We start from the raw sequence: 18,843 nt of genomic DNA, 5'->3' as shown, positions 1-18,843 counted from the left end.
GACGACGCGACGGGATTCATGACCGGCGAACAGGGTTTGGCCTTTGCCATCATCGGCGCCGTGGTGGTGCTGCTGGTGTGGGACCGCCTGCGCTACGACATCGTCGGCCTGCTGGCCCTGGTGGCGGCGCTGGCCGTCGGCATCGTGCCGGAGGAGGCGGCGTTCCGCGGCTTTTCCGACGAGATCGTCATCATCGTCGGCTCCGCCCTGGTGGTCAGCGCCGGGGTGGCGCGCTCCGGCGTGGTGGAGGTGGCGATGAAGCCGCTCGCCGCCCGCATGCGCACGCCGGCGACCCAGGTGCTGATCCTGGCCGGCACCGTCACGGTGCTGTCGGCCATCGTCAAGAACGTCGGCGCGCTGGCCATGCTGATGCCGGTGGCGGTGCAGATCGCGGCGCGCACCGGGACCCCGGTGTCGGCGCTGCTGATGCCCATGGCCTTCGGCTCGCTGCTGGGCGGGCTGATGACGCTGGTCGGCACCTCGCCCAACATCATCGTCTCGCGCATGCGCGAGGACATCCTGGGCGAGCCGTTCCGCATGTTCGACTTCACCCCCGTGGGCGCCGTCCTGGCGGTGGCCGGGGTCGCCTTCCTCGGGCTGGGCTGGCGCCTGCTGCCGCGGCGCCGGGCCCAGGCCTCCCAGGCCGCGTTCTCCATCGACGACCTCACCGCCGAGGCCCGGCTGCCCGCCGGCTCCCCCTTCGTCGGCCGCACCGTGGCCGAGCTGGAGGACCTGGGCGAGGGCGACGTGACGGTCGCCGCCATCCTGCGCGAGCGGCGCCGGCGCTACGTGCCCTCGGGCCATTGGACCCTGTTCGAGGGCGACGTTCTGGTGCTGGAATGCGACACCCAGGCGCTCGCCCGCTTCGTCAAGAACGCCGGGCTGGAGCTGGCCGACGGCAAGACCCTGGACGGGGCGACCGGGATCGAGGACCTGGTGGTGGTGGAGGCGGTGGTCACCCAGGGCTCCCTGCTGATCGGCCAGACCGTGGAGAACCTGGCGCTGCGCGGCCGCTACGGGGTGATCCTGCTGGCCCTGTCGCGGCGCGGCCAGCGCATCCGCCAGCGGCTGCGCCGCGTGCGCTTCCAGTTCGGCGACCTGGTGGTGCTGCAGGCCCGCGCCGGCGAGGTGCACGAGACCCTGGCGACGCTCGGCTGCCTGCCGCTGGCGGCGCGCGACCTGCCGATCGGCCGGCCGCGCAAGCGCGGCCTCGCCGTCGCCATCGTCGGCGCGACCGTGGCCCTGGTGGCGACCGGCGTGGTGCATGTGGCGCCGGCCTTCTTCGCCGCGGCCGTGGCCATGGTGCTGTTCCGGGTGGTGACGCCGAAGGAGGCGTACGACGCCGTGGACTGGCCGGTCCTGGTGCTGTTCGGCTCGCTCATCCCGGTGTCCCAGGCGCTGCAGTCCACCGGCGGCACCGATCTGATCGCCGGCTGGCTGTCGGTGGCGGCGGCGGCCCTGCCGCCCCTGGGGGCGCTGGCGCTGATGATGGTCGCGGCGATGGCGGTGACGCCGTTCCTCAACAACGCCGCCACGGTGCTGGTGATGGCGCCGATCGGCGCCAGCCTCGCCGCCCACCTCGGCCTGCGGCCCGATGCCTTCCTCATGGCGGTGGCGGTGGGGGCCGGCTGCGACTTCCTCACCCCCATCGGCCACCAGTGCAACACCCTGGTGATGAGCCCCGGCGGCTACCGCTTCGCCGACTATTCCCGCCTCGGCCTGCCGCTGTCGCTGCTGGTGGTGGTGGTCGGCACCCTGGCGATCGCCGTGGTGTGGCCGCTGGCGCCGCGCTAGGCGGCGGCCGTCAGGCGTCGGCCACCGGCACCGTGTAGTTCAGCGGCAGGCGCCCGCCGTCGGGGTAGATGGTCTGCCCCGTGAGGTAGGAGGCGTCGTCGGAGGCCAGGAACACGGCGACCCGGGCGATCTCCATGGGGTCCCCGGTGCGCCCCAGGGGGGTGCGCGACAGGATCTTGCGGCGGGCCGCCTCGTCGGTCATCACCGTCTTCAGGATGTCGGTCATGATCGAGCCCGGGCCGATCCCGTTGACCCGGATGCCGTGGGGGGCCAGCGCCAGGGCCATCACCTTGGTGAGCTGGTTCACCCCGCCCTTGGACACCGTGTAGGGGACCTGGTTGGGGATCGCCAGCACGGCGTTGACCGAGGACATGTTGACGATGGCGCCGGGCCGCCCGGCCCTGACCATGGCCCGGGCCGCCGCCTGGCCCATCAGGAACGCGCCCTTCAGGTTGACCCGCAGCACGCGGTCGAAATCCTCCTCGGCGATGTCGAGGAAATCGGCGGTGTGGATGATGCCGGCGTTGTTCACCAGCACGTCGAGCCCGCCGAAGGCGGCGCCGGCGGCGGCCACCGCCGCCTCCACCGAGGCCTTGTCGGCGACGTCGCAGCGCTGGAAGCGGGCGCCGCCGCCGATGTGGGCCGCCGCGGCCTCGCCCTTTTCGGTGTCGATGTCGGTCAGCAGCACATGCGCCCCCTCCTCGGCGAAGGCGCGGGCGCAGGCCAGCCCGATGCCCTGGGCGGCCCCGGTGACGATGACGGATTTGTCCTTCAGGCGCATGGTGGTCCCCGCAACGGTCTTGGTTCGATGGCGTGGCATGGACAGACTACGCCTCGACGGGCGGCCGGGCAAACGGGGTGCGGGGCGGCCGGGGCGGACCGCCGCGTCCGCCCCGGCCGCCACCCGGAACGACCACCGTCCGCTCGACGGCAGCCGGCGGCTCGGCCCCGGCCGCGGGCTACGCCACCTCCGTGTGGCCCTGGGCGTAGCCCAGTGACTTCAGGGCCTCGGCGATCTCCGGCAGGATGCCGGGGTCGTCGATGGTCGCCGGCATCTTGTACGCCTGGTCGTCGGCGATCTTCTGCATGGTGCCGCGCAGGATCTTGCCCGACCGGGTCTTCGGCAGACGCTCCACCACCAGGGCGCGCTTGAAGTCGGCGACCGGGCCGATCTGCTCGCGCACCAGGGCCACCACCTCCTTGACAATGTCCGCGTGGGGGCGGTCGACGCCGGCCTTCAGGCACACGAAGCCCAGCGGCACCTGGCCCTTCAGCGGGTCGGCGACGCCGATCACCGCGCATTCCGCGACGTCGGGATGGGAGGCCAGCACCTCCTCCATGCCGCCGGTGGACAGCCGATGACCGGCCACGTTGATGATGTCGTCGGTGCGCGCCATGATGTAGACGTAGCCGTCGTCGTCGATGAAGCCGGCATCGCCGGTCTGGTAGTGGCCGGGGTACTCGGTCAGATAGGACTTGCGGTAGCGCTCGTCGGCGTTCCACAGGGTCGGCAGGGTGCCCGGCGGCAGCGGCAGCTTCACGCAGATGGCGCCGATGTCGCCCCTCGGCACCTCCTGGTTCTCCGGATCGAGGATGCGCACGTCCCAGCCCGGCATCGGCCGGGTGGCCGAGCCGTACTTGATGGGGAAGAGGTGCACCCCCAGCGGGTTGCCGGAGATCGCCCAGCCCGTCTCCGTCTGCCACCAGTGGTCGATGACCGGGACGTTCAGGTTGTCCTCGGCCCAGTGCAGGGTGTCGGGGTCCGACCGCTCGCCGGCCAGGAACAGGGCCCGCAGGCCCGACAGATCGTACTTCTTCAGCAGTTCGGCCCTGGGGTCCTCGCGCTTGATGGCGCGGAAGGCGGTCGGGGCCGTGAACAGGGTGGACACCTTGTGCTGCTGGATCACCCGCCAGAAGGTGCCGGCGTCGGGGGTGCCGACCGGCTTCCCCTCGAAGACGATGGTGGTGTTGCCGTTGAGCAGCGGGCCGTAGACGATGTAGGAGTGGCCGACCACCCAGCCGACGTCGGAGGCGGCCCAGTACACCTCGCCGGGCGCGACGTTGTAGATGTTCTTCATGGTCCACGACAGGGCCACGGCGTGGCCGCCGTTGTCGCGGACCACGCCCTTGGGCTCGCCGGTGGTGCCCGAGGTGTAGAGGATGTAGAGGGGATCGGTCGCCGCCACCGGGACGCACTCGGCGGGCCGCGCGCTGGCCACCGCCTCGGCCCAGTCGACGTCGCGGCCGGGGATCAGGGTCGCGTGCTCCTGCGGGCGCTGGAAGACGATGCAGCGCTCCGGCTTGTGGGTGGACTGGTCGATGGCGGCGTCCAGCATCGGCTTGTACTTGACCACGCGGTTCGGCTCGATGCCGCAGGAGGCGGAGACGATGACGCGGGGCCGGGCGTCGTCGATGCGGGTCGCCAGCTCGTGCGGGGCGAAGCCGCCGAACACCACGGAGTGGACCGCGCCCAGGCGCGCGCAGGCGAGCATGGCGACCAGCGACTGCGGGATCATCGGCATGTAGAGGATGACCCGGTCGCCCTTCTCCACCCCGAGGCGGCGCAGCGCGCCGGCGAACAGCGACACCTGCTCCTTCAGTTCGGCGTAGGTCGTGGTCTGGACGGTGCCGGTGACCGGGCTGTCGTAGATGATGGCGGCCTGGCCGCCGCGCCCGGCCTCGACGTGGCGGTCGACCGCGTTGTAGCAGGTGTTGAGGACGCCGCCGCGGAACCAGCGGTAGAAGGGGGCGGCGCTGTCGTCCAGGACGGCGTCCCAGCGCTTGTACCAGGAGAGTCCTTCGGCCGCCTCGCCCCAGAAGCCCTCGGGGTCCTGGAGCGAGCGGGCGTGCATGGCGTCGAACGTGGCGGCTGACGTCTGGGTCATGGGGCGTCCTCGTGCTTTTTGGTTTTGTGCGGATTGCTCCGTCGGCCACGCCGCGTTGCGGCGCATGGCAGCATTGCCAATGTGCGACAATCCGCGCGGCCAATGCAAACCGCATGGCGGGCGGTGCGGCAGGTCGCCGCAGGGGCGGCCGGGCCCGGGGGAACCGGCGGGTGCCGCCGGCGTTTCCATCGACCCGAGGCGTTCCGCCGGAACGCCGTCCGTCCCCCTGCCGATCGAGGAGGTCCATGACCGAGTGGCTGGTCGAGGTGCTGCACTCGATGCACTATGTCGGCATCTTCCTGCTGCTGGTGCTCGCCCGCGTCGTGCCGCCGGTGCCCGCGGAAAGCGTCATTCCGCTGGCCGGGCTGGCCGCCGCCCACGGCGAGTACAGCCTGCTGGGCATCGCCCTGGCCGGTGGCCTGGGGTCGCTGGCCGGACAGTTCGTGTGGTACGCCCCCGCGCGCTTCGCCGAGCCTGGGCGGCTGGACCGCTTCCTCAAGCGGCACGGCCACTGGCTGACCATCCGCCAGGACAAGGTGGACCGCGCCACCCGCTGGTTCCAGCGCTACGGCGGCGTCGCGGTGTTCCTCAGCCAGCCCGTGCCCGGGCTGCGCACCCTGATCGCCATCCCCGCCGGGGCGTGCCGGATGGCGGTGTGGCATTATGGCCTGGCGTCGGCCGCCGGGTCCGTGCTGTGGACCGCGGTGCTGGCCTGGACCGGCTACATGCTGTCGACCTGGCCGGCTGCGGTCGACTGGGTGGGCTATGTCACGGTCGGGCTGGTGGTGGTGCTGGTGGGCGCCTATCTGGCCCGCCTCGTCCACTTCTTCCGCACCCGCCCCGCCCGCGGCGGGGAGTGCCCGGCCGACGGGGCGGCGGTGCTCACATCGCCGCAGCCACCATGCCCGTGAAGCCGGTGGTGAGCGCCCACAGGCCGAAGCCGGCCAGGGCGACGCCGGTGCAGTGGTTCAGCAGCGTGAGGCGCTCGTCGGAGATGCGGTGACGCACCGCGGCCACCCCCGTCGACAGGGCCAGCCACCAGCTGGCCGAGCCGATGAACACCCCCAGCACCATGGTGGCGGCGTCGAACCGGCCGAGGTCGGCGCCCAGGCCGAAGCCGGCGAAGACGGCGATGAACGCCAGGATGGTGGCGGGGTTGGTCAGGGTCAGCGACAGACCGGTGAGGAACCCCTCGATGGCGGTGCGGCTGTCGGGGGCCGCCGCGGCCTCGCGCTCCTCCGCCTGGGGCTGCTGGCGGAAGGTCCGCACCGCCACCGCCAGCAGGAACACCCCGCCGACGATCCGGAAGAAGACCTGGTGCCCGGTGAGGAAATTGAGCGCCGCCGATACGCCGAAGGCGGCGATGCCGCCATAGAAGGTGTCGGCGACCGCGGCGCCCATGCCGGTGGCGAATCCCATGCGGGGGCCGTGCTCGAGGGTGCGGCGGATGCACAGCAGGCCGATCGGCCCGACGGGCGCGGCGATGGCGATGCCCAGTATCACCCCCTGAAGCAGCACCACCATTTCATGCACGGTCGACCGTCCCCCGCTGTGCCTGACACGGCCCGGCCCAAGACCCGGCGCCGAGCCGCGCCGGAGGGCGGGCGCACGCGTCGCCCGCGGCTCGCCGGCGCGCCGGGTGGGTGATATCCCCGGCACGCCGCCAAGTCAACCGGACAGGGTCGGCCCGGGGGGGCGCTTTCCGCGCCGTGGCAGCGGGCGCCGCCGGCTCAGTGTCCGTGGGTGCCGGTCTTGGCCCCGGCCTTCAGCGCGTAGCGGCGCGAGCAGTAGGGGCATTCCACATGCCCCTCGCGGCCCAGCGTCAGGTAGACGAGGGGGTGACCCAGGGCGCCGCCGCCGCCGTCGCAGCCGACCTCGGCCGTGTCCACCTCGATGGTTTCGATGGGCTGCATCGCGGTCATCATCCTTCCTTTTGACTCACACGCCCGCTCGACCCACCGTTAGGATCGGTGGCGGTGCGGCGGGATGATACAAGACGCGCCGCGCCGATCAACGGGATTGAACCGGAAAAGCCCCCTTCGACCATGGTTGCACGCATGCCCACCCCTTCGCCCGTGTCCCTGCCGGCCCACGCCGTGGAGATCCGCGGCCTCGCAAAGACCTACGCCGGCAGCGGCCGCACCGGGCCGAAGCACGCGCTGAAGGGGATCGACCTGGCGATCCCGCGCGGCTCGGTGTTCGGTCTGCTCGGCCCCAACGGCGCCGGCAAGTCGACCCTGATCAACATCCTCGCCGGCCTGGTCAACAAGTCCGAGGGGCGGGTGGCGATCTGGGGCACCGACGTCGACGCCAACCCGCGCCAGGCCCGGGCGTCCATCGGCGTGGTGCCGCAGGAGCTCAACATCGACCCCTTCTTCACGCCGCGCGAGATGCTGGAGCTGCAGGCCGGCCTCTACGGGGTGCCGAAGGCGGAGCGGCGCACCGACGCGCTGCTGGCGGCGGTCGGCCTGGCCGACAAGGCCACCGCCTACGCCCGCACCCTGTCGGGCGGCATGAAGCGGCGCCTGATGGTGGCCAAGGCGATGGTCCACGCCCCGCCCGTGCTGGTGCTGGACGAGCCCACCGCCGGCGTCGACATCGAGCTGCGCCGCCTGCTGTGGGACCACGTGCGGGAGTTGAACCGCGCCGGCACCACGGTGCTGCTGACCACCCACTACCTCCAGGAGGCGGAGGAGCTGTGCGACACCATCGCCATCATCGACCACGGGGCGGTGGTGGCGTGCGAGCCGACGCGCACCCTGCTGCGCCGCATCGACGCCAAGGCGCTGACGGTGTTCGTCGACCGCGACCTCGACGCGGTGCCGGCCGAACTGGCGGCCTTCACCGCCGAGTTGCCGGAGCCGCGCCGCCTGGTGGTGCGCTACCAGCCGAGCCGCCAGCGTGTCGACGCCATCCTCGCCGCGGTCGCCCAGGCCGGCCTGTCCGTCGTCGACCTGACCACCGAGGAGTCCGACCTGGAGGACATCTTCCTCCAGCTCACCAGCGGCGCCCACGACCCGGCCCAGCGGGGAGCGGCCGCCGGCGACGGGCGGCGCGCCGGTGCGTGAGAGGGCGGACATGCCGCGCCGGTCCGCCGGGCCACCGGCCCACCGGTCCGCCGGGCCACCGGCCCGCCTGGCCATCGGGCCACCGGCCCGCCTGGCCATCGGGCCACCGGCCCGCCTGGCCGTCGTGCTCGCCCTCGGCCTGCTGCTGACGGGCTGCGCGTCGCGCTTCCAGCCGATGGGGCCGGCGCTGGCGCCGCCGCAGCTTGCCGACGGCGCCATCGTCGCGGCCGACGGCTACGCCCTGCCGGCGCGCGCCTGGCTGCCGGAGGCGGCGCCCCGCGCCGTGGTGCTGGCGCTGCACGGCTTCAACGACTACTCCAACGCCTTCGCCGACACCGGCCGCGCCTTCGCGGCCGCCGGCATCGCCACCTACGCCTATGACCAGCGGGGCTTCGGCGCGTCGCGCGATCCCGGCATCTGGCCGGGCATCGACACCCTCACCGCCGACCTGCGCAGCGCGGTCGCGGTGCTGCGCGCGCGCCACCCCGGCGTGCCGCTCTTTCTCCTGGGCGAGAGCATGGGCGGCGCGGTGGTGCTCGCCGCCCTCGACCGCGGCGACGCGCCCGAGGTGGAGGGGGCGATCCTGGCCGCGCCGGCGGTGTGGGGGAAGGACGTGATGGGATTCTTCCCACGCGCCGCCCTGTGGCTGACCAACACCCTGGTGCCGGGCATGACGGTGAGCCCGCCCCGGGATCTGGGCATCACGCCGTCCGACAACATCGAGATGCTGCGCGCCCTGGGCCGCGATCCCCTGGTCATCAAGGAATCGCGGGTCGACACCCTGAACGGGCTGACCGAGCTGATGGGGCGCGGCCTGGACGCCATCGCCCGGCCGCCGGTGCCGGTCCTGCTGCTCTACGGCGCCCACGAGGAGGTGCTGCCGCCCAAGCCGGTGAAGCGCGCCATCGCCCGGCTGGAGGGAGTGCCGGGGCCGCACCGCATCGCGGTCTACCCCAAGGGCTACCACATGCTGCTGCGCGACCTGCAGGCGCCGGTGGTGCGGGCCGACATCGTCCAGTGGATCGCCGATCCCGCCCGCCCGCTGCTGAGCGGCGCCGACCGCGCACCGCGCACCCTGGTGGCCGAGCGGTAGAGGGTCCCACCATCGGCATGTGAGGCGAGTCACCGTGCCTCTGCCGCCACACTGTGCCGAGGCACGCACCACGAACCCCAATTCGCAACCATCCCCGGCGGTTCGGGGTGCATAAATCAGGTATCTGCCCGGTCCCGGAAAAAAACGATGAAACAGACGGTGCGTGAACTGCCCTGCTGTGTCTTCTGCGGCGAGACCATCCCACCGGGACGTCCGCGATGGGCCGGGGAAGAGCCGACGTCGCCATGGCACTATTCCTGCGCGGAACTGTCCGGCAAGATCGGACAGCGGCGCCACCCGACCAACGGCGCTGCCGAAGCGGCGCTTCGGCGTGCGGATCGGTAACACCGCGCACGTCCCCGACAACGGGCGTGGCGTCCCGGCCCCGGCGTTCGGCCCCCGGCGTGGCAGCGCGTGCGCGCGGCGGCAATCGGCTCACGCCGGCGGGGGCCGCGGTGCGGATCGAGCCGGGCGACGGGTGATCGCGATGCGTCCCGCGCCCGTGCGAGCCGGGCGTCCCGCTGCCGCCCGGCCGGGGCGAGGAGTCGATGACGGCGCGGCCCGGCCGCGGCCTCAGTAATCCCACTCGAACTTGACGCCGACCTGGGTGTCGGCGTTGGCGCCGACGCCGGCCTCGGCCTTGATCGAATCGGTGATGTCCACCTCCACCTTGGCGCGGCTCTGGGCCGGGCCGATGCCCTGCTCGATGCCGACATAGACGCGGTCGCTGACGTAGCGGCCGGCCTCGACCCCGCCGGGACTGCCGGCGGTGCCCTGGGTGAACTCCAGCCGGTCGATGCCCAGCCCCTCGCGCAGGCGGTCGACGAATCCGGCGCCACCGCCGACGCCGGCGAGGTCGGCGGCGGAGCGGGCGATCTGCACCGCCTCCAGCGCGCTCAGCCGGTTCAGCGGCTTGCCGAACAGCACCCGCGCCAGCACCTCGTCCTGGGGCAGCCCCTGGGGCGACGACAGGGCGATGCGCGGCCGGCTGGCGGCACCGGACACGGCGATCTCCGCCGTCGCGTCGTTGGCGGTGGCGCGCGCCACCAGGTCGAGGCGTGGATCGATCGGCCAGCGCCCGTCGAAGGCGATGATGCCACGCTGGAAGTCGAAGGTCTGACTGAGCACGTCGAGCTCGCCGCGCACCATCACCAGCCGCCCGTCGACCACCGGCCGGGCCGCCGTCCCGGCGATCCGGAGGTCGCCGGAGAACTGGGCGTTCAGGCCGCGGCCGCGCACGAAGATCCGGTTGCGCGCCTCCACCGTCATGTCCAGGGCCAGGGCGAAGGGCTCGGCCGCGGCCGGCTCTGCGCCGGCGGCGTCCCCGGCGGCGCCGGTTGCGTCCCCGGCCGGGGTGGCCGCGCCCGGCTTGCGCCCTGGCGTCGGGGTGCGCCGGCCACGCCCGATCTCCACCACGTCGAGGGTCACCACCTCCGGCGGCGCGCTGTCGGGCACGCGCACGTCCGCCCGCACGATCCGGATCGGCCCGGCGAGAACCGCGCGCGCGAGCGATCCCGTCAGGGTCAGGTCGGCGTCGACCGACGCGGCGACCAGATCGGTCTGCAGCAGGGCGGCGTCGTTCATCGTGATGGTCAGGTCGAAGACCTGGTCGGCGCCCGGCGCGACCGTGCCGTCGACCCGGAGCCCGCCGCCATTCGGCGTGGCGGCGACCAGCCGCTCGACCCGGAAGACCGCGCCGGTGCCGACCACCCGTCCCTCGATGCCGGTGAGCACCGCCCCCGACGCGCGGTTCTCGTAGCGCCCGTCGGCCAGCGTCACGCGGCCGCCGACGCTGGGATCGGCGAGGGTGCCGCCCACCCGGACATCCAGCACCAGCCGTCCGCCCATGCGGTCGCCGCTGGTCGCCAGCAGGTCGTTGAACTGGTCGAGGATGAGATCGCCGGTCACCGCGGCCTCCAGCCGGCCGCCCGGCGGCAGGGCCGGCACCATGGTCTGCGGGTCCATGACCAGGGGCAGGGAGCCGCGCAGCGCCAGTTCGCCGCTGCGCCCCTGCGGGCGCACGGTCCCGTCGACCGACAGGCGGGCGTCGCGCCAGCGCGCCTGCACCTCGGCGTCCAGCCCGGCGATGCCGGCCTGCTCGATCTGGCGGGCGCGCACGCCGGCCAGGCGCAGGGCGGCGTCGACCCGTGGCGCGGCCAGCGTGCCGCCGAGGTCGACGGTGGCGTTCAGGGTGCCCTCCACCGGCAGATCGGGGGCGGCGAGCCGGGCCAGCGCCAAGGGGATGCGGTCCAGGCGCAGCGCGCCCTCCAGCCGGCCGGCGACGAGGCCGGCGTCGGCGGCGAGGCTGGCCTCGCCGCTGACCAGGCGGAGCCCCCGCACCACCGTGCGCCCGGCGCCCAGCTCGAGGCGGGCGGGGCCGGCGAGGCGCACGCTCTCGCCGTGCGCGCTGGCGCGCAGCCGGTCGAGGCGGACGGTGGTCACCGCTGCGGAGGTGTCCAGGGCGCCGGCGAGCTCGGCGTTCAGGCCGTCGCGCCCCGGCGCGTCGGCGCGGGCCTCGAAGGTGGCGGCGGAGGGGTCGCCGCTGGCCCGCGCCGTCAGCCGTGCCACCGCGGTGCCGGCCACCGCGCCGTCGTCCAGGCGCAGACTGGCCTCGCCCGACGGCGCGGTCAGGGCGCGGGCGACGCGGGCGGTGACGGTGAGGCGGCGGGCCGCCAGCGTCTCCGCCCCGTCCTGGGCCACCCGCAGGCCGGAGGCCCGGGCGTCGAGGGTCGCCGCCTGCTCGCCGTCGCGGGCGTCGAGCGCCAGGGTGAAGGCGGCGTCGCCGCGCAGGTCCACCCCGGCCAGCTCCGACAGGGCCGCCAGCTCCGGCATGGTTCCGTCCAGCGTGCCGGTCGCGGTCATCGTGTCGAGCGCCAGGGTCGCCGAACCGTTGACCCGGTTGGCGCCGGCGGTCACCGCCAGGTCCGCAAGGCGGAGGGCGGAGCCATCCAGGGCGTAGTCCGACTGCAACCGCAGGCCCAGCCCGGCGAGCCGGGCGCCGGCCTCGACCCGGCCGCGCGGCCCCTGGGCCAGGGACTCGGCGGTGGCGGTCACGGTGGTGTCGCCGAAACGGCGCCCGGCCGCCTCCAGCCCCTGGGCCGCGGCCTCGGCGCGCACCGCCAGGGCGTCCAGCGCGCCGGTGGCGGTGGCGGTGAGCGTGGCGGACCCGGCCATCGGCGTGCCCACGGCGTCGCCGACGGCGGCAAGGCGCGGCAGGGCGAGGCGGGCGGTGGCGTCCAGCCGTCCGCCGTCCAGCGCGGCCTCGGCGACCAGGGTGGCGTCGGCGCCCTCGACGGCGAGCCGCTCCACGCGGACCGCCCCGTCCGGATCGAGGGCGGCCACCACGGCCAGGTCGGCCCGGGCTCCCAGCAGCGGGTCCGCCGGGGTGCCGGTCTCCAGGTCGCGGACGGTCCCCGCCAGCTCGGCCCGGACGGCGTTGCCGGGGCCGACGGTGAGCGGCCCCTGCAGGCTGGCGGCGCCGGCCAGCGGCCGGCCGGCCAGGGCGGAGAGACGGGCCAGCTCGGGCAGGTCGAGGGTCACCACCGCGTCCACCGCCCCGCCCCAGTCGGTGACGGTGCCGGCCAGCGAGGCGGTGCCGGCCGCCGTCGTGAGGGTGGCGCGGTCCAGCGCGATGCGCCCGGTGCCGGTGGCCACGGTGGCGGCCGCGCTCAGTGTCAGGCGCTCGCCCAGCAGCGGCTCCAGCGCCGGGTCGCCCGCGGCCAGGCCGGCCAGGCGGGCCTCCAGGGTGGTGGCCAGGGCGTCCAGCGGTCCCTCGACCCGGCCGGCGAGGGTGGCGCTGGTCCAGGCCGGGGCCGGCAGGGCGGCGTGGAGGGCGGATTCCGGTCCGGCGGTGACCTCGTAGTCGAGGGCGACCCGCTCGAACCCGGCGGCGACGGTGCCGGACAGGGTGGCGGTGCCGGCCGCCAGGGTGGCGGTGAGCGGCTGCAAGGTCAGCGCCCCGTCGGGGCCCACCAGAACCTCGGCCCGCAGCCGCGGCTCGTCGCCCACCAGGGGCGCCACAGCCGGCCCCGCCTTGGCGGCGACCAGCGGCATCAGGTTGCCGCCGGCCGTCAGGATGGCGCGGTGCCCGGCCTCGACCCGGCGGATGGTGGCGTCGGCGTTCAGCAGCAGCTCCCCGGCGGCGGCGACCAGGGTGCCCTGCCAGTCGTCGAGGCTGCCGGTGCCGTCCAGGCGCAGCTCCACCGGCGGCAGGCCGGGCAGGGCGGCGGCACGGGCGATCACCCCGCCGGCCGGTTCCGAGGCCTGAAGCGCCAGGTCGAGGGTGCGGTCCTCCGGGCGGAACGCCACGTCGAGGCTGGCCTGGCCGGGGGTGGCGTCGACCCGCTCCACGTCCAGGTCGGCCGACACCGCCGCCCCGCCGGAGCTGAGCACGATGTTCTGCCCGGCGATGCGGAGCACCGCCGCCTCGCCCAGCAGCGGCGCGCCCAGGCGCAGCTCGCCCACCGCGAGGCGGTCCACGGAGACGCCGATGGGCAGGTCCGGCAGCAGCGAGACCGGACCATCCTCCTGGTCCTCCGGCGGCGTCGCGGCGGCGGACGGCAGGGGCGCACGCGCGACCACGATGCGCTCCGCCTCGATGGCGTCGGCGCCGAGGCGGCCGGAGAACAGGGCGGTGGGGGCGAGGTTGAGGTGAAGCCCCTCCAGGCGCAGCCACTCGCCGGCGCGGTCGGCCACGGAGATCTCGCTGACCCGGAAATTCAGGGGGACGAAGCCACTGATCTCGCCGATGCGGACCTGCAGGTCGGGGCCGGACACGAGGGACTCGATGGTGCCGGCGATCCAGCCGCGGATGCCGCTGCGCCCGCCGCCGTCCTCCTGCGCCATCGCCGCCGCGGCCACCAACACCAGGCCGGCCGCCGCCGGCAGCACTCTGCGGTAGGTCAAGGGGCGTTCCTCGAATGGCGGGCCAGCGGGCGGTCCACTCAATATAGAGGCTGACGCGCCGCATGCCACCGTTCGTCCCCGCGCCCGGCCGGCAACCCCGCAACTGCCGGTCGTGGCCGAAGTAATGCGAATGAGGCGCAACCGCCCCCGTGCTCGCCCGGAGGGGGTGCCGGCGGTGCAACGACCGCGGTCAAGCCGGCGTGAGGCATAGTGACGCGCGGCAAGCGGCGGGGCGGAACGGCGCCAGGCCCGCGGCTAAACTCCCAACGATATCAGCGCTGTTTTCGACAACTTAGAAGCTTTGGGGAGCACACCATGTCCAAGCGTCATGCGCTATCGGTGGCGGCCGCGCTGGCTGTCGCGCTCGGGGGAGCGGGCGGCGCGATCGCCCAGATGGACGAGCCGATTCAACCGATCGAGCCGGCAAAGGTCACCGACGCCGGGTTGGTCGAATTGGGCAAGAAACTTTACTTCGATCCGCGGCTGTCGAAGTCCGGGTTCATCTCGTGCAACTCCTGCCACAACCTGTCGATGGGGGGAACGGACAACCTGAAGACTTCGATCGGGCACAACTGGTCGCAAGGCCCGATCAACGCGCCGACGGTCCTGAACGCCAGCCTCAACGTCGCCCAGTTCTGGGACGGCCGGGCCATGTCGCTGCAGGACCAGGCCGGCGGCCCGATCGCCAACCCCGGCGAGATGGCCTTCACCCATTCCCTGGCGGTGTCGCTGCTGCAGTCCATTCCCGGCTATGTCGAGGAGTTCAAGGCCGTGTTCGGCCAGGACACGGTCACCATCGAGGAGGTGACCAAGGCGATCGCCGCGTTCGAGGAGACGCTGGTCACCCCGAACTCGCGCTTCGACCAGTGGCTGAAAGGTGACAAGGCGGCGCTCAGCAACGACGAGCTGGAGGGCTACGAGCTGTTCCGCGACTCCGGCTGCACCGCCTGCCACAACGGCTCGGCCGCCGGCGGCAACACGTTCCAGAAGATGGGCGTGATGGAGCCGTACCAGACCTCCAACCCGGCCGAGGGCCGCATCGCCGTCACCAAGGAGGAGGCGGACCGCTTCAACTTCAAGGTGCCGACCCTGCGCAACGTCGAGCTGACCTACCCGTACTTCCACGACGGCGAAGCCGGAACCCTGGCCCAGGCGGTGGACGTGATGGGCCGCATCCAGCTCGGCCGCAAGTTCTCCGACGAGGAGAACGGCAAGATCGTGGCGTTCCTGAAGACGCTGACCGGCGACCAGCCGTCCTTCGCGCTGCCGATCCTGCCGCCGTCGACCGACGCGACGCCGCAGCCCCGGCCGTTCGACTGACCGGCTGCGGCCGCGGGCCGCAGGGAGAAGGGAAGGGGTCGGATGGCGGGGACGCCGTCCGGCCCCTTTCCCATGGGGAGTGGAGGATCGGGGAGCGCTGCGCATGGCTCGCAGGGTGTTTCGGGGGCGCGGGAGCGGCGGCCTCGCGCTGGTGGGGGTGGTCGGCGTGCTCGCCGGGGTGGCCGGCTGGGGCGGCTTCAACACCGCCATGGAGGCCACCAACCGCCTGGAGTTCTGCATCTCGTGCCACGAGATGCGCGACACGGTGTACGCCGAGTACACGGGCTCGGTGCATTTCCAGAACGCGTCCGGGGTGCGGGCGGTGTGCGCCGACTGCCACGTGCCGCGGGACTGGGTCCACAAGGTGGCGCGCAAGGCGCTGGCGACCAAGGAGCTGGTCCACTGGGCGCTGGGCAGCATCGCCACGCCGGAGCGGTTCGAGGCCAAGCGCCACACCCTGGCCCGCCACGAGTGGGACCGCATGCGCGCTTCCGACAGCCGGGAGTGCCGGAACTGCCATTCCTTCGCGGCGATGGACTTCCACAAGCAATCCGCCAAGGCGGCCACCGCCATGGAAGCGGCGATGAAGGCGGGGCGGACCTGCATCGACTGCCACAAGGGGATCGCCCATCGCCTGCCCGACATCGACGCCGCCCACCGGCGCACCCGCGACGGGCTCGCCGCGGCGGCGGCGGCGCGGACCCCGGCCCCCGGCGACACGGTGTACGCCCTGGCGCCGCTGCCCCTGAGCCTGCAGGGCCAGGCGGCGGGCGCGGTCGCCGCCGGCAGCCCGTTGCGGGTTCTGGGGGTGGACGGCGACCGCGTGCGGGTCGAGGTCCGGGGATGGCAGCGCGGCACCACGCGGGCCACCCTCTACGCCGCCCGGGGCCGGCGCATCCCGCGCGCCCGCCTGGAGGGTCCGGCGGTCGCCGCGGCCGAGGACCTGCGCACCGTCGCGCCCGCCGGCGAGCGGTGGACGTGGACCGAGGTGCGCCTGGCGGCATGGACCGGGACGGACGGGCTGGTGGGCGATGCCGCCGCGCTGTGGGCCTACGCCGCCGAGATGTACGACGCCACCTGCACCTTCTGCCACGCCCCCTACGCGCCGCAGGCCTACAGCGCCGACGCGTGGATCGGCAACCTCAACGCCATGACGCGGCTGACGCGGCTGACCCCGGACGAGGCCGGCCTGCTGCTGGTCTGGCTGCAGAGCAACGCCGCCGACGCACCGCCGCCGGCGCCGTGAGGCCCGGCGCCGGCATCGGAGGGTCGCGTCTGCGGCGGCGTCAGGCGGCCGCCGCCTCGTTGGCCGGGACGGTGCGGATCAGGTGGTCGAAGGCGGACAGCGACGCCTTGGAGCCTTCGCCCATGGCGATGATGATCTGCTTGTAGGGAACCGTGGTGGCGTCGCCGGCGGCGAACACGCCCGGCACCGACGTGGCGCCGCGGGCGTCCACCTCGATCTCCCCGCGCGGGCTCAGCGCCACCGCGCCCTTCAGCCATTCGGTGTTGGGCACCAGGCCGATCTGCACGAAGATGCCGTCCAACGCCACCCGCTTCAGCTCGCCGCTGGTGCGGTCCTTGTAGGACAGCCCGGTGACCGTGTCGCCGTCGCCGTGCACTTCGGTGGTCTGGCCCGAGGTGATGACGGTGACGTTGGGCAGGCTGCGCAGCTTGGCCTGCAGCACCGCGTCGGCGCGGAGCTGGCTGTCGAACTCGACCAGCGTCACATGGGCGACGATGCCGGCGAGGTCGATGGCCGCCTCGACGCCGGAGTTGCCGCCGCCGATCACCGCCACCCGCTTGCCCTTGAACAGCGGGCCGTCGCAGTGCGGGCAGTAGGCGACGCCCCGGTTGCGGTACTCGTCCTCGCCCGGGACGTTCATCTGCCGCCAGCGGGCGCCGGTCGACAGCACCACCGTGCGGGCGCGCAGGGCGGCGCCGCTGGCCAGGCGCACCTCGTGCAGGCCGCCCGGCATCTTGGCCGGCACCAGCGCCTCGGCGCGCTGCAGGTTCATCACGTCGACCTCGTAGTCCTTCACGTGCTGTTCCAGCGCCGCGGCCAGCTTCGGCCCCTCGGTGTGGGACACCGAGATGAAGTTCTCGATCGCCATGGTGTCCAGCACCTGGCCGCCGAACCGCTCGGCGGCGACGCCGGTGCGGATGCCCTTGCGCGCGGCGTAGATGGCGGCGGCGGCGCCGGCCGGCCCGCCGCCGATCACCAGCACGTCGAACGGTTCCTTGCCCTTGATGGCCTCGGCGGCGCGCGTCTCGGCGCCGGTGTCGAGCTTGGCCACCACCTGCTCCAGGCTCATCCGGCCCTGGGCGAACGGCTCGCCGTTGAGGTAGACCGACGGCACCGCCATGACCTTGCGCGCCGTGACCTCGTCCTGGAACAGGGCGCCGTCGATGGCGACGTGGCGGATGCGCGGGTTGATCACGCTCATTAGGTTCAGCGCCTGCACCACGTCGGGGCAGTTCTGGCAGGACAGCGAAAAATAGGTCTCGAACAGATAGTCGCCGTCCAGCGCCTTGATCTGCTCGAGCAGGTCCGCCGACTCCTTCGACGGGTGGCCGCCGACCTGGAGCAGGGCGAGAATGAGCGAGTTGAACTCGTGCCCCATGGGCAGGCCGGCGAAGCGCACGGCGATCTCCGTGCCGGCGCGGGTGATGGCGAAGGACGGCGTGCGGGCGTCGTCGCCGTCGGTCGCCAGGGAGATCTTGTCGGACAGCGCCGCGACCTCCTGCAGCAGGGTCAGCATCTCCTGCGCCTTGGCGCCGTCGTCCAGACTGGCCACCAGGACGACCGGCTGCGTGATGCGCTCGAAATAGGCCTTGAGCTGGCCTTTGACAGAATCATCCAACATCGCGATGGCTCCCCCAGGACGCAATTCTTGACAGGAAGTGTCGGCCGGGCTGCCGGGGCGACGCAACGCGCGTGCGGCAGAATGGCCATGCGGCACGGTGGCGCTGCGCCACGTTCCGCCGGCGCGCGGTCCCGCACGAGGGCGAGGCGGCGCCATCTCCCCGGCCCCGATCGAGGGCCGGGGGGACAACAGATCGGACGGGTGCCGGCCCCGGCCCCCGGTGGGCACCGAGCGGTGCCGGGGGGCGGAGCCGGCGTGGCCCGTGCCTCAGATCTTGCCGACCAGGTCGAGCGACGGGGCGAGGGTCTTCTCGCCCTCCTCCCACTTCGCCGGGCAGACCTCGCCCGGGTGGGCGGCGACGTACTGGGCGGCCTTGATCTTGCGCAGCAGCTCGGTGGCGCTGCGGCCGACGCCGCCGGCGGTGATCTCGACGATCTGGATCTTGCCCTCGGGGTCGATCACGAAGGTGCCGCGGTCGGCCAGGCCGTTCTCTTCGATCAGGATCTCGAAGTTGCGCGAGATCGCCTGGGTCGGGTCGGCGACCATGGTGTACTCGATCTTGCCGATGGCCGGCGAGGTGTCGTGCCAGGCCTTGTGGCAGAAGTGCGTGTCGGTCGACACGCTGTAGATCTCGACGCCCAGCTTCTGGAACGCGCCGTAATTGTCGGCGAGGTCCTCCAGCTCGGTCGGGCACACGAACGTGAAGTCCGCGGGGTAGAAGAACACCACCGACCACTTGCCCTTCAGGTCGGCGTCCGAAACCGGGACGAACTTGCCGTTCTTGAAGGCGGTGGCGTTGAAGGGCTTGATTTCCGTGTTGATCAGCGACATGATAAGCTCCGTTGTACAAACAATCGGGAACGCCAGCGTTCCTGCCGTCCGCCCTGTGCCGGGTCCCTGCAGCGGGGACA

The 18,843-nt window shown here is 73.3% G+C and carries 13 protein-coding genes; 6 read left to right on the top strand and 7 right to left on the bottom strand.

Annotated features, from left to right (window positions below):
* The first annotated feature begins 18 nt into the window (after nucleotides 1-18).
* On the top strand, nucleotides 19-1,794 hold the full coding sequence (locus AC6H2I_RS21820; RefSeq protein WP_497502823.1) for an SLC13 family permease: 1,776 nt from the start codon (nucleotides 19-21) through the stop codon (nucleotides 1,792-1,794).
* 10 nt (nucleotides 1,795-1,804) lie between these two features.
* Here the strand turns inward: AC6H2I_RS21820 and AC6H2I_RS21815 are convergent, their stop codons facing one another.
* Complete coding sequence (locus tag AC6H2I_RS21815) at nucleotides 1,805-2,614, bottom strand: SDR family NAD(P)-dependent oxidoreductase (RefSeq protein ID WP_497502822.1); 810 nt, start codon at nucleotides 2,612-2,614, stop codon at nucleotides 1,805-1,807.
* 139 nt (nucleotides 2,615-2,753) lie between these two features.
* Nucleotides 2,754-4,745: a propionyl-CoA synthetase gene (locus tag AC6H2I_RS21810; RefSeq protein ID WP_497502821.1), complete on the bottom strand. Its 1,992-nt coding sequence runs from the start codon at nucleotides 4,743-4,745 to the stop codon at nucleotides 2,754-2,756.
* 179 nt (nucleotides 4,746-4,924) lie between these two features.
* Here AC6H2I_RS21810 and AC6H2I_RS21805 point away from each other — a divergent pair, with 179 nt between their 5' ends.
* Entirely contained in the window at nucleotides 4,925-5,590 is a 666-nt protein-coding gene (locus AC6H2I_RS21805) for a DedA family protein (RefSeq protein ID WP_497502820.1), read from the top strand.
* Here the strand turns inward: AC6H2I_RS21805 and AC6H2I_RS21800 are convergent.
* Together AC6H2I_RS21800 and AC6H2I_RS21795 are read right to left on the bottom strand one after the other, a co-directional pair.
* The gene (locus tag AC6H2I_RS21800) at nucleotides 5,562-6,203 is read right to left on the bottom strand and encodes a LysE/ArgO family amino acid transporter (protein ID WP_497502859.1); all 642 of its coding nucleotides are present in this window, start codon (nucleotides 6,201-6,203) and stop codon (nucleotides 5,562-5,564) included. The genes AC6H2I_RS21805 and AC6H2I_RS21800 overlap by 29 nt on opposite strands.
* 206 nt (nucleotides 6,204-6,409) lie before the next feature.
* A complete protein-coding gene (locus AC6H2I_RS21795) occupies nucleotides 6,410-6,601 on the bottom strand; it encodes a zinc-finger domain-containing protein (RefSeq protein ID WP_497502818.1) in 192 nt (63 codons plus the stop codon).
* A 123-nt stretch (nucleotides 6,602-6,724) separates the two neighbouring features.
* On the opposite strand from AC6H2I_RS21795, the gene AC6H2I_RS21790 reads away from it, so the two are divergent.
* The gene (locus AC6H2I_RS21790) at nucleotides 6,725-7,747 is read left to right on the top strand and encodes an ABC transporter ATP-binding protein (protein WP_497502817.1); all 1,023 of its coding nucleotides are present in this window, start codon (nucleotides 6,725-6,727) and stop codon (nucleotides 7,745-7,747) included.
* 10 nt (nucleotides 7,748-7,757) lie between these two features.
* Entirely contained in the window at nucleotides 7,758-8,840 is a 1,083-nt protein-coding gene (locus AC6H2I_RS21785) for an alpha/beta hydrolase (RefSeq protein ID WP_497502816.1), read from the top strand.
* A gap of 573 nt (nucleotides 8,841-9,413) precedes the next feature.
* Here the strand turns inward: AC6H2I_RS21785 and AC6H2I_RS21780 are convergent.
* A complete protein-coding gene (locus AC6H2I_RS21780; RefSeq protein ID WP_497502814.1) occupies nucleotides 9,414-13,745 on the bottom strand; it encodes a translocation/assembly module TamB domain-containing protein in 4,332 nt (1,443 codons plus the stop codon).
* Between the two features lie 315 nt (nucleotides 13,746-14,060).
* Between AC6H2I_RS21780 and AC6H2I_RS21775 the strand changes: the two genes are divergently transcribed.
* On the top strand, nucleotides 14,061-15,065 hold the full coding sequence (locus tag AC6H2I_RS21775; RefSeq protein WP_497502813.1) for a cytochrome-c peroxidase: 1,005 nt from the start codon (nucleotides 14,061-14,063) through the stop codon (nucleotides 15,063-15,065).
* Nucleotides 15,066-15,168: 103 nt separating this feature from the next.
* Complete coding sequence (locus AC6H2I_RS21770; RefSeq protein WP_497502812.1) at nucleotides 15,169-16,311, top strand: NapC/NirT family cytochrome c; 1,143 nt, start codon at nucleotides 15,169-15,171, stop codon at nucleotides 16,309-16,311.
* A gap of 40 nt (nucleotides 16,312-16,351) precedes the next feature.
* Here AC6H2I_RS21770 and ahpF read toward each other — a convergent pair whose 3' ends face one another.
* Nucleotides 16,352-17,932 (bottom strand): alkyl hydroperoxide reductase subunit F, encoded by a 1,581-nt coding sequence (ahpF, locus tag AC6H2I_RS21765; RefSeq protein WP_497502811.1) that lies wholly within the window; start codon nucleotides 17,930-17,932, stop codon nucleotides 16,352-16,354.
* Nucleotides 17,933-18,199: 267 nt separating this feature from the next.
* Nucleotides 18,200-18,763 (bottom strand): alkyl hydroperoxide reductase subunit C, encoded by a 564-nt coding sequence (gene ahpC / locus AC6H2I_RS21760; protein ID WP_497502810.1) that lies wholly within the window; start codon nucleotides 18,761-18,763, stop codon nucleotides 18,200-18,202.
* Between the last annotated feature and the right edge of the window lie 80 nt (nucleotides 18,764-18,843).

Source organism: Azospirillum sp. NS33, from assembly GCF_059703765.1.
The sequence above is the reverse complement of the archived record's forward strand: the minus strand, read 5'-3'. Positions and strand labels throughout refer to the sequence as shown.

Bases quoted from the DNA above. Each gene is read 5' to 3' on its own strand.
- AC6H2I_RS21815 (WP_497502822.1), bottom strand. From the start codon at position 2,614: ATGCCACGCCATCGAACCAAGACCGTTGCGGGGACCACCATGCGCCTG.
- AC6H2I_RS21800 (WP_497502859.1), bottom strand. From the start codon at position 6,203: ATGGTGGTGCTGCTTCAGGGGGTGATACTGGGCATCGCCATCGCCGCG.
- AC6H2I_RS21785 (WP_497502816.1), top strand. From the start codon at position 7,758: ATGCCGCGCCGGTCCGCCGGGCCACCGGCCCACCGGTCCGCCGGGCCA.
- AC6H2I_RS21770 (WP_497502812.1), top strand. From the start codon at position 15,169: ATGGCTCGCAGGGTGTTTCGGGGGCGCGGGAGCGGCGGCCTCGCGCTG.
- AC6H2I_RS21805 (WP_497502820.1), top strand. From the start codon at position 4,925: ATGACCGAGTGGCTGGTCGAGGTGCTGCACTCGATGCACTATGTCGGC.
- AC6H2I_RS21795 (WP_497502818.1), bottom strand. From the start codon at position 6,601: ATGACCGCGATGCAGCCCATCGAAACCATCGAGGTGGACACGGCCGAG.
- AC6H2I_RS21790 (WP_497502817.1), top strand. From the start codon at position 6,725: ATGGTTGCACGCATGCCCACCCCTTCGCCCGTGTCCCTGCCGGCCCAC.
- AC6H2I_RS21810 (WP_497502821.1), bottom strand. From the start codon at position 4,745: ATGCGCCGCAACGCGGCGTGGCCGACGGAGCAATCCGCACAAAACCAA.
- AC6H2I_RS21820 (WP_497502823.1), top strand. From the start codon at position 19: ATGACCGGCGAACAGGGTTTGGCCTTTGCCATCATCGGCGCCGTGGTG.
- AC6H2I_RS21775 (WP_497502813.1), top strand. From the start codon at position 14,061: ATGTCCAAGCGTCATGCGCTATCGGTGGCGGCCGCGCTGGCTGTCGCG.
- ahpC (WP_497502810.1), bottom strand. From the start codon at position 18,763: ATGTCGCTGATCAACACGGAAATCAAGCCCTTCAACGCCACCGCCTTC.
- ahpF (WP_497502811.1), bottom strand. From the start codon at position 17,932: ATGTTGGATGATTCTGTCAAAGGCCAGCTCAAGGCCTATTTCGAGCGC.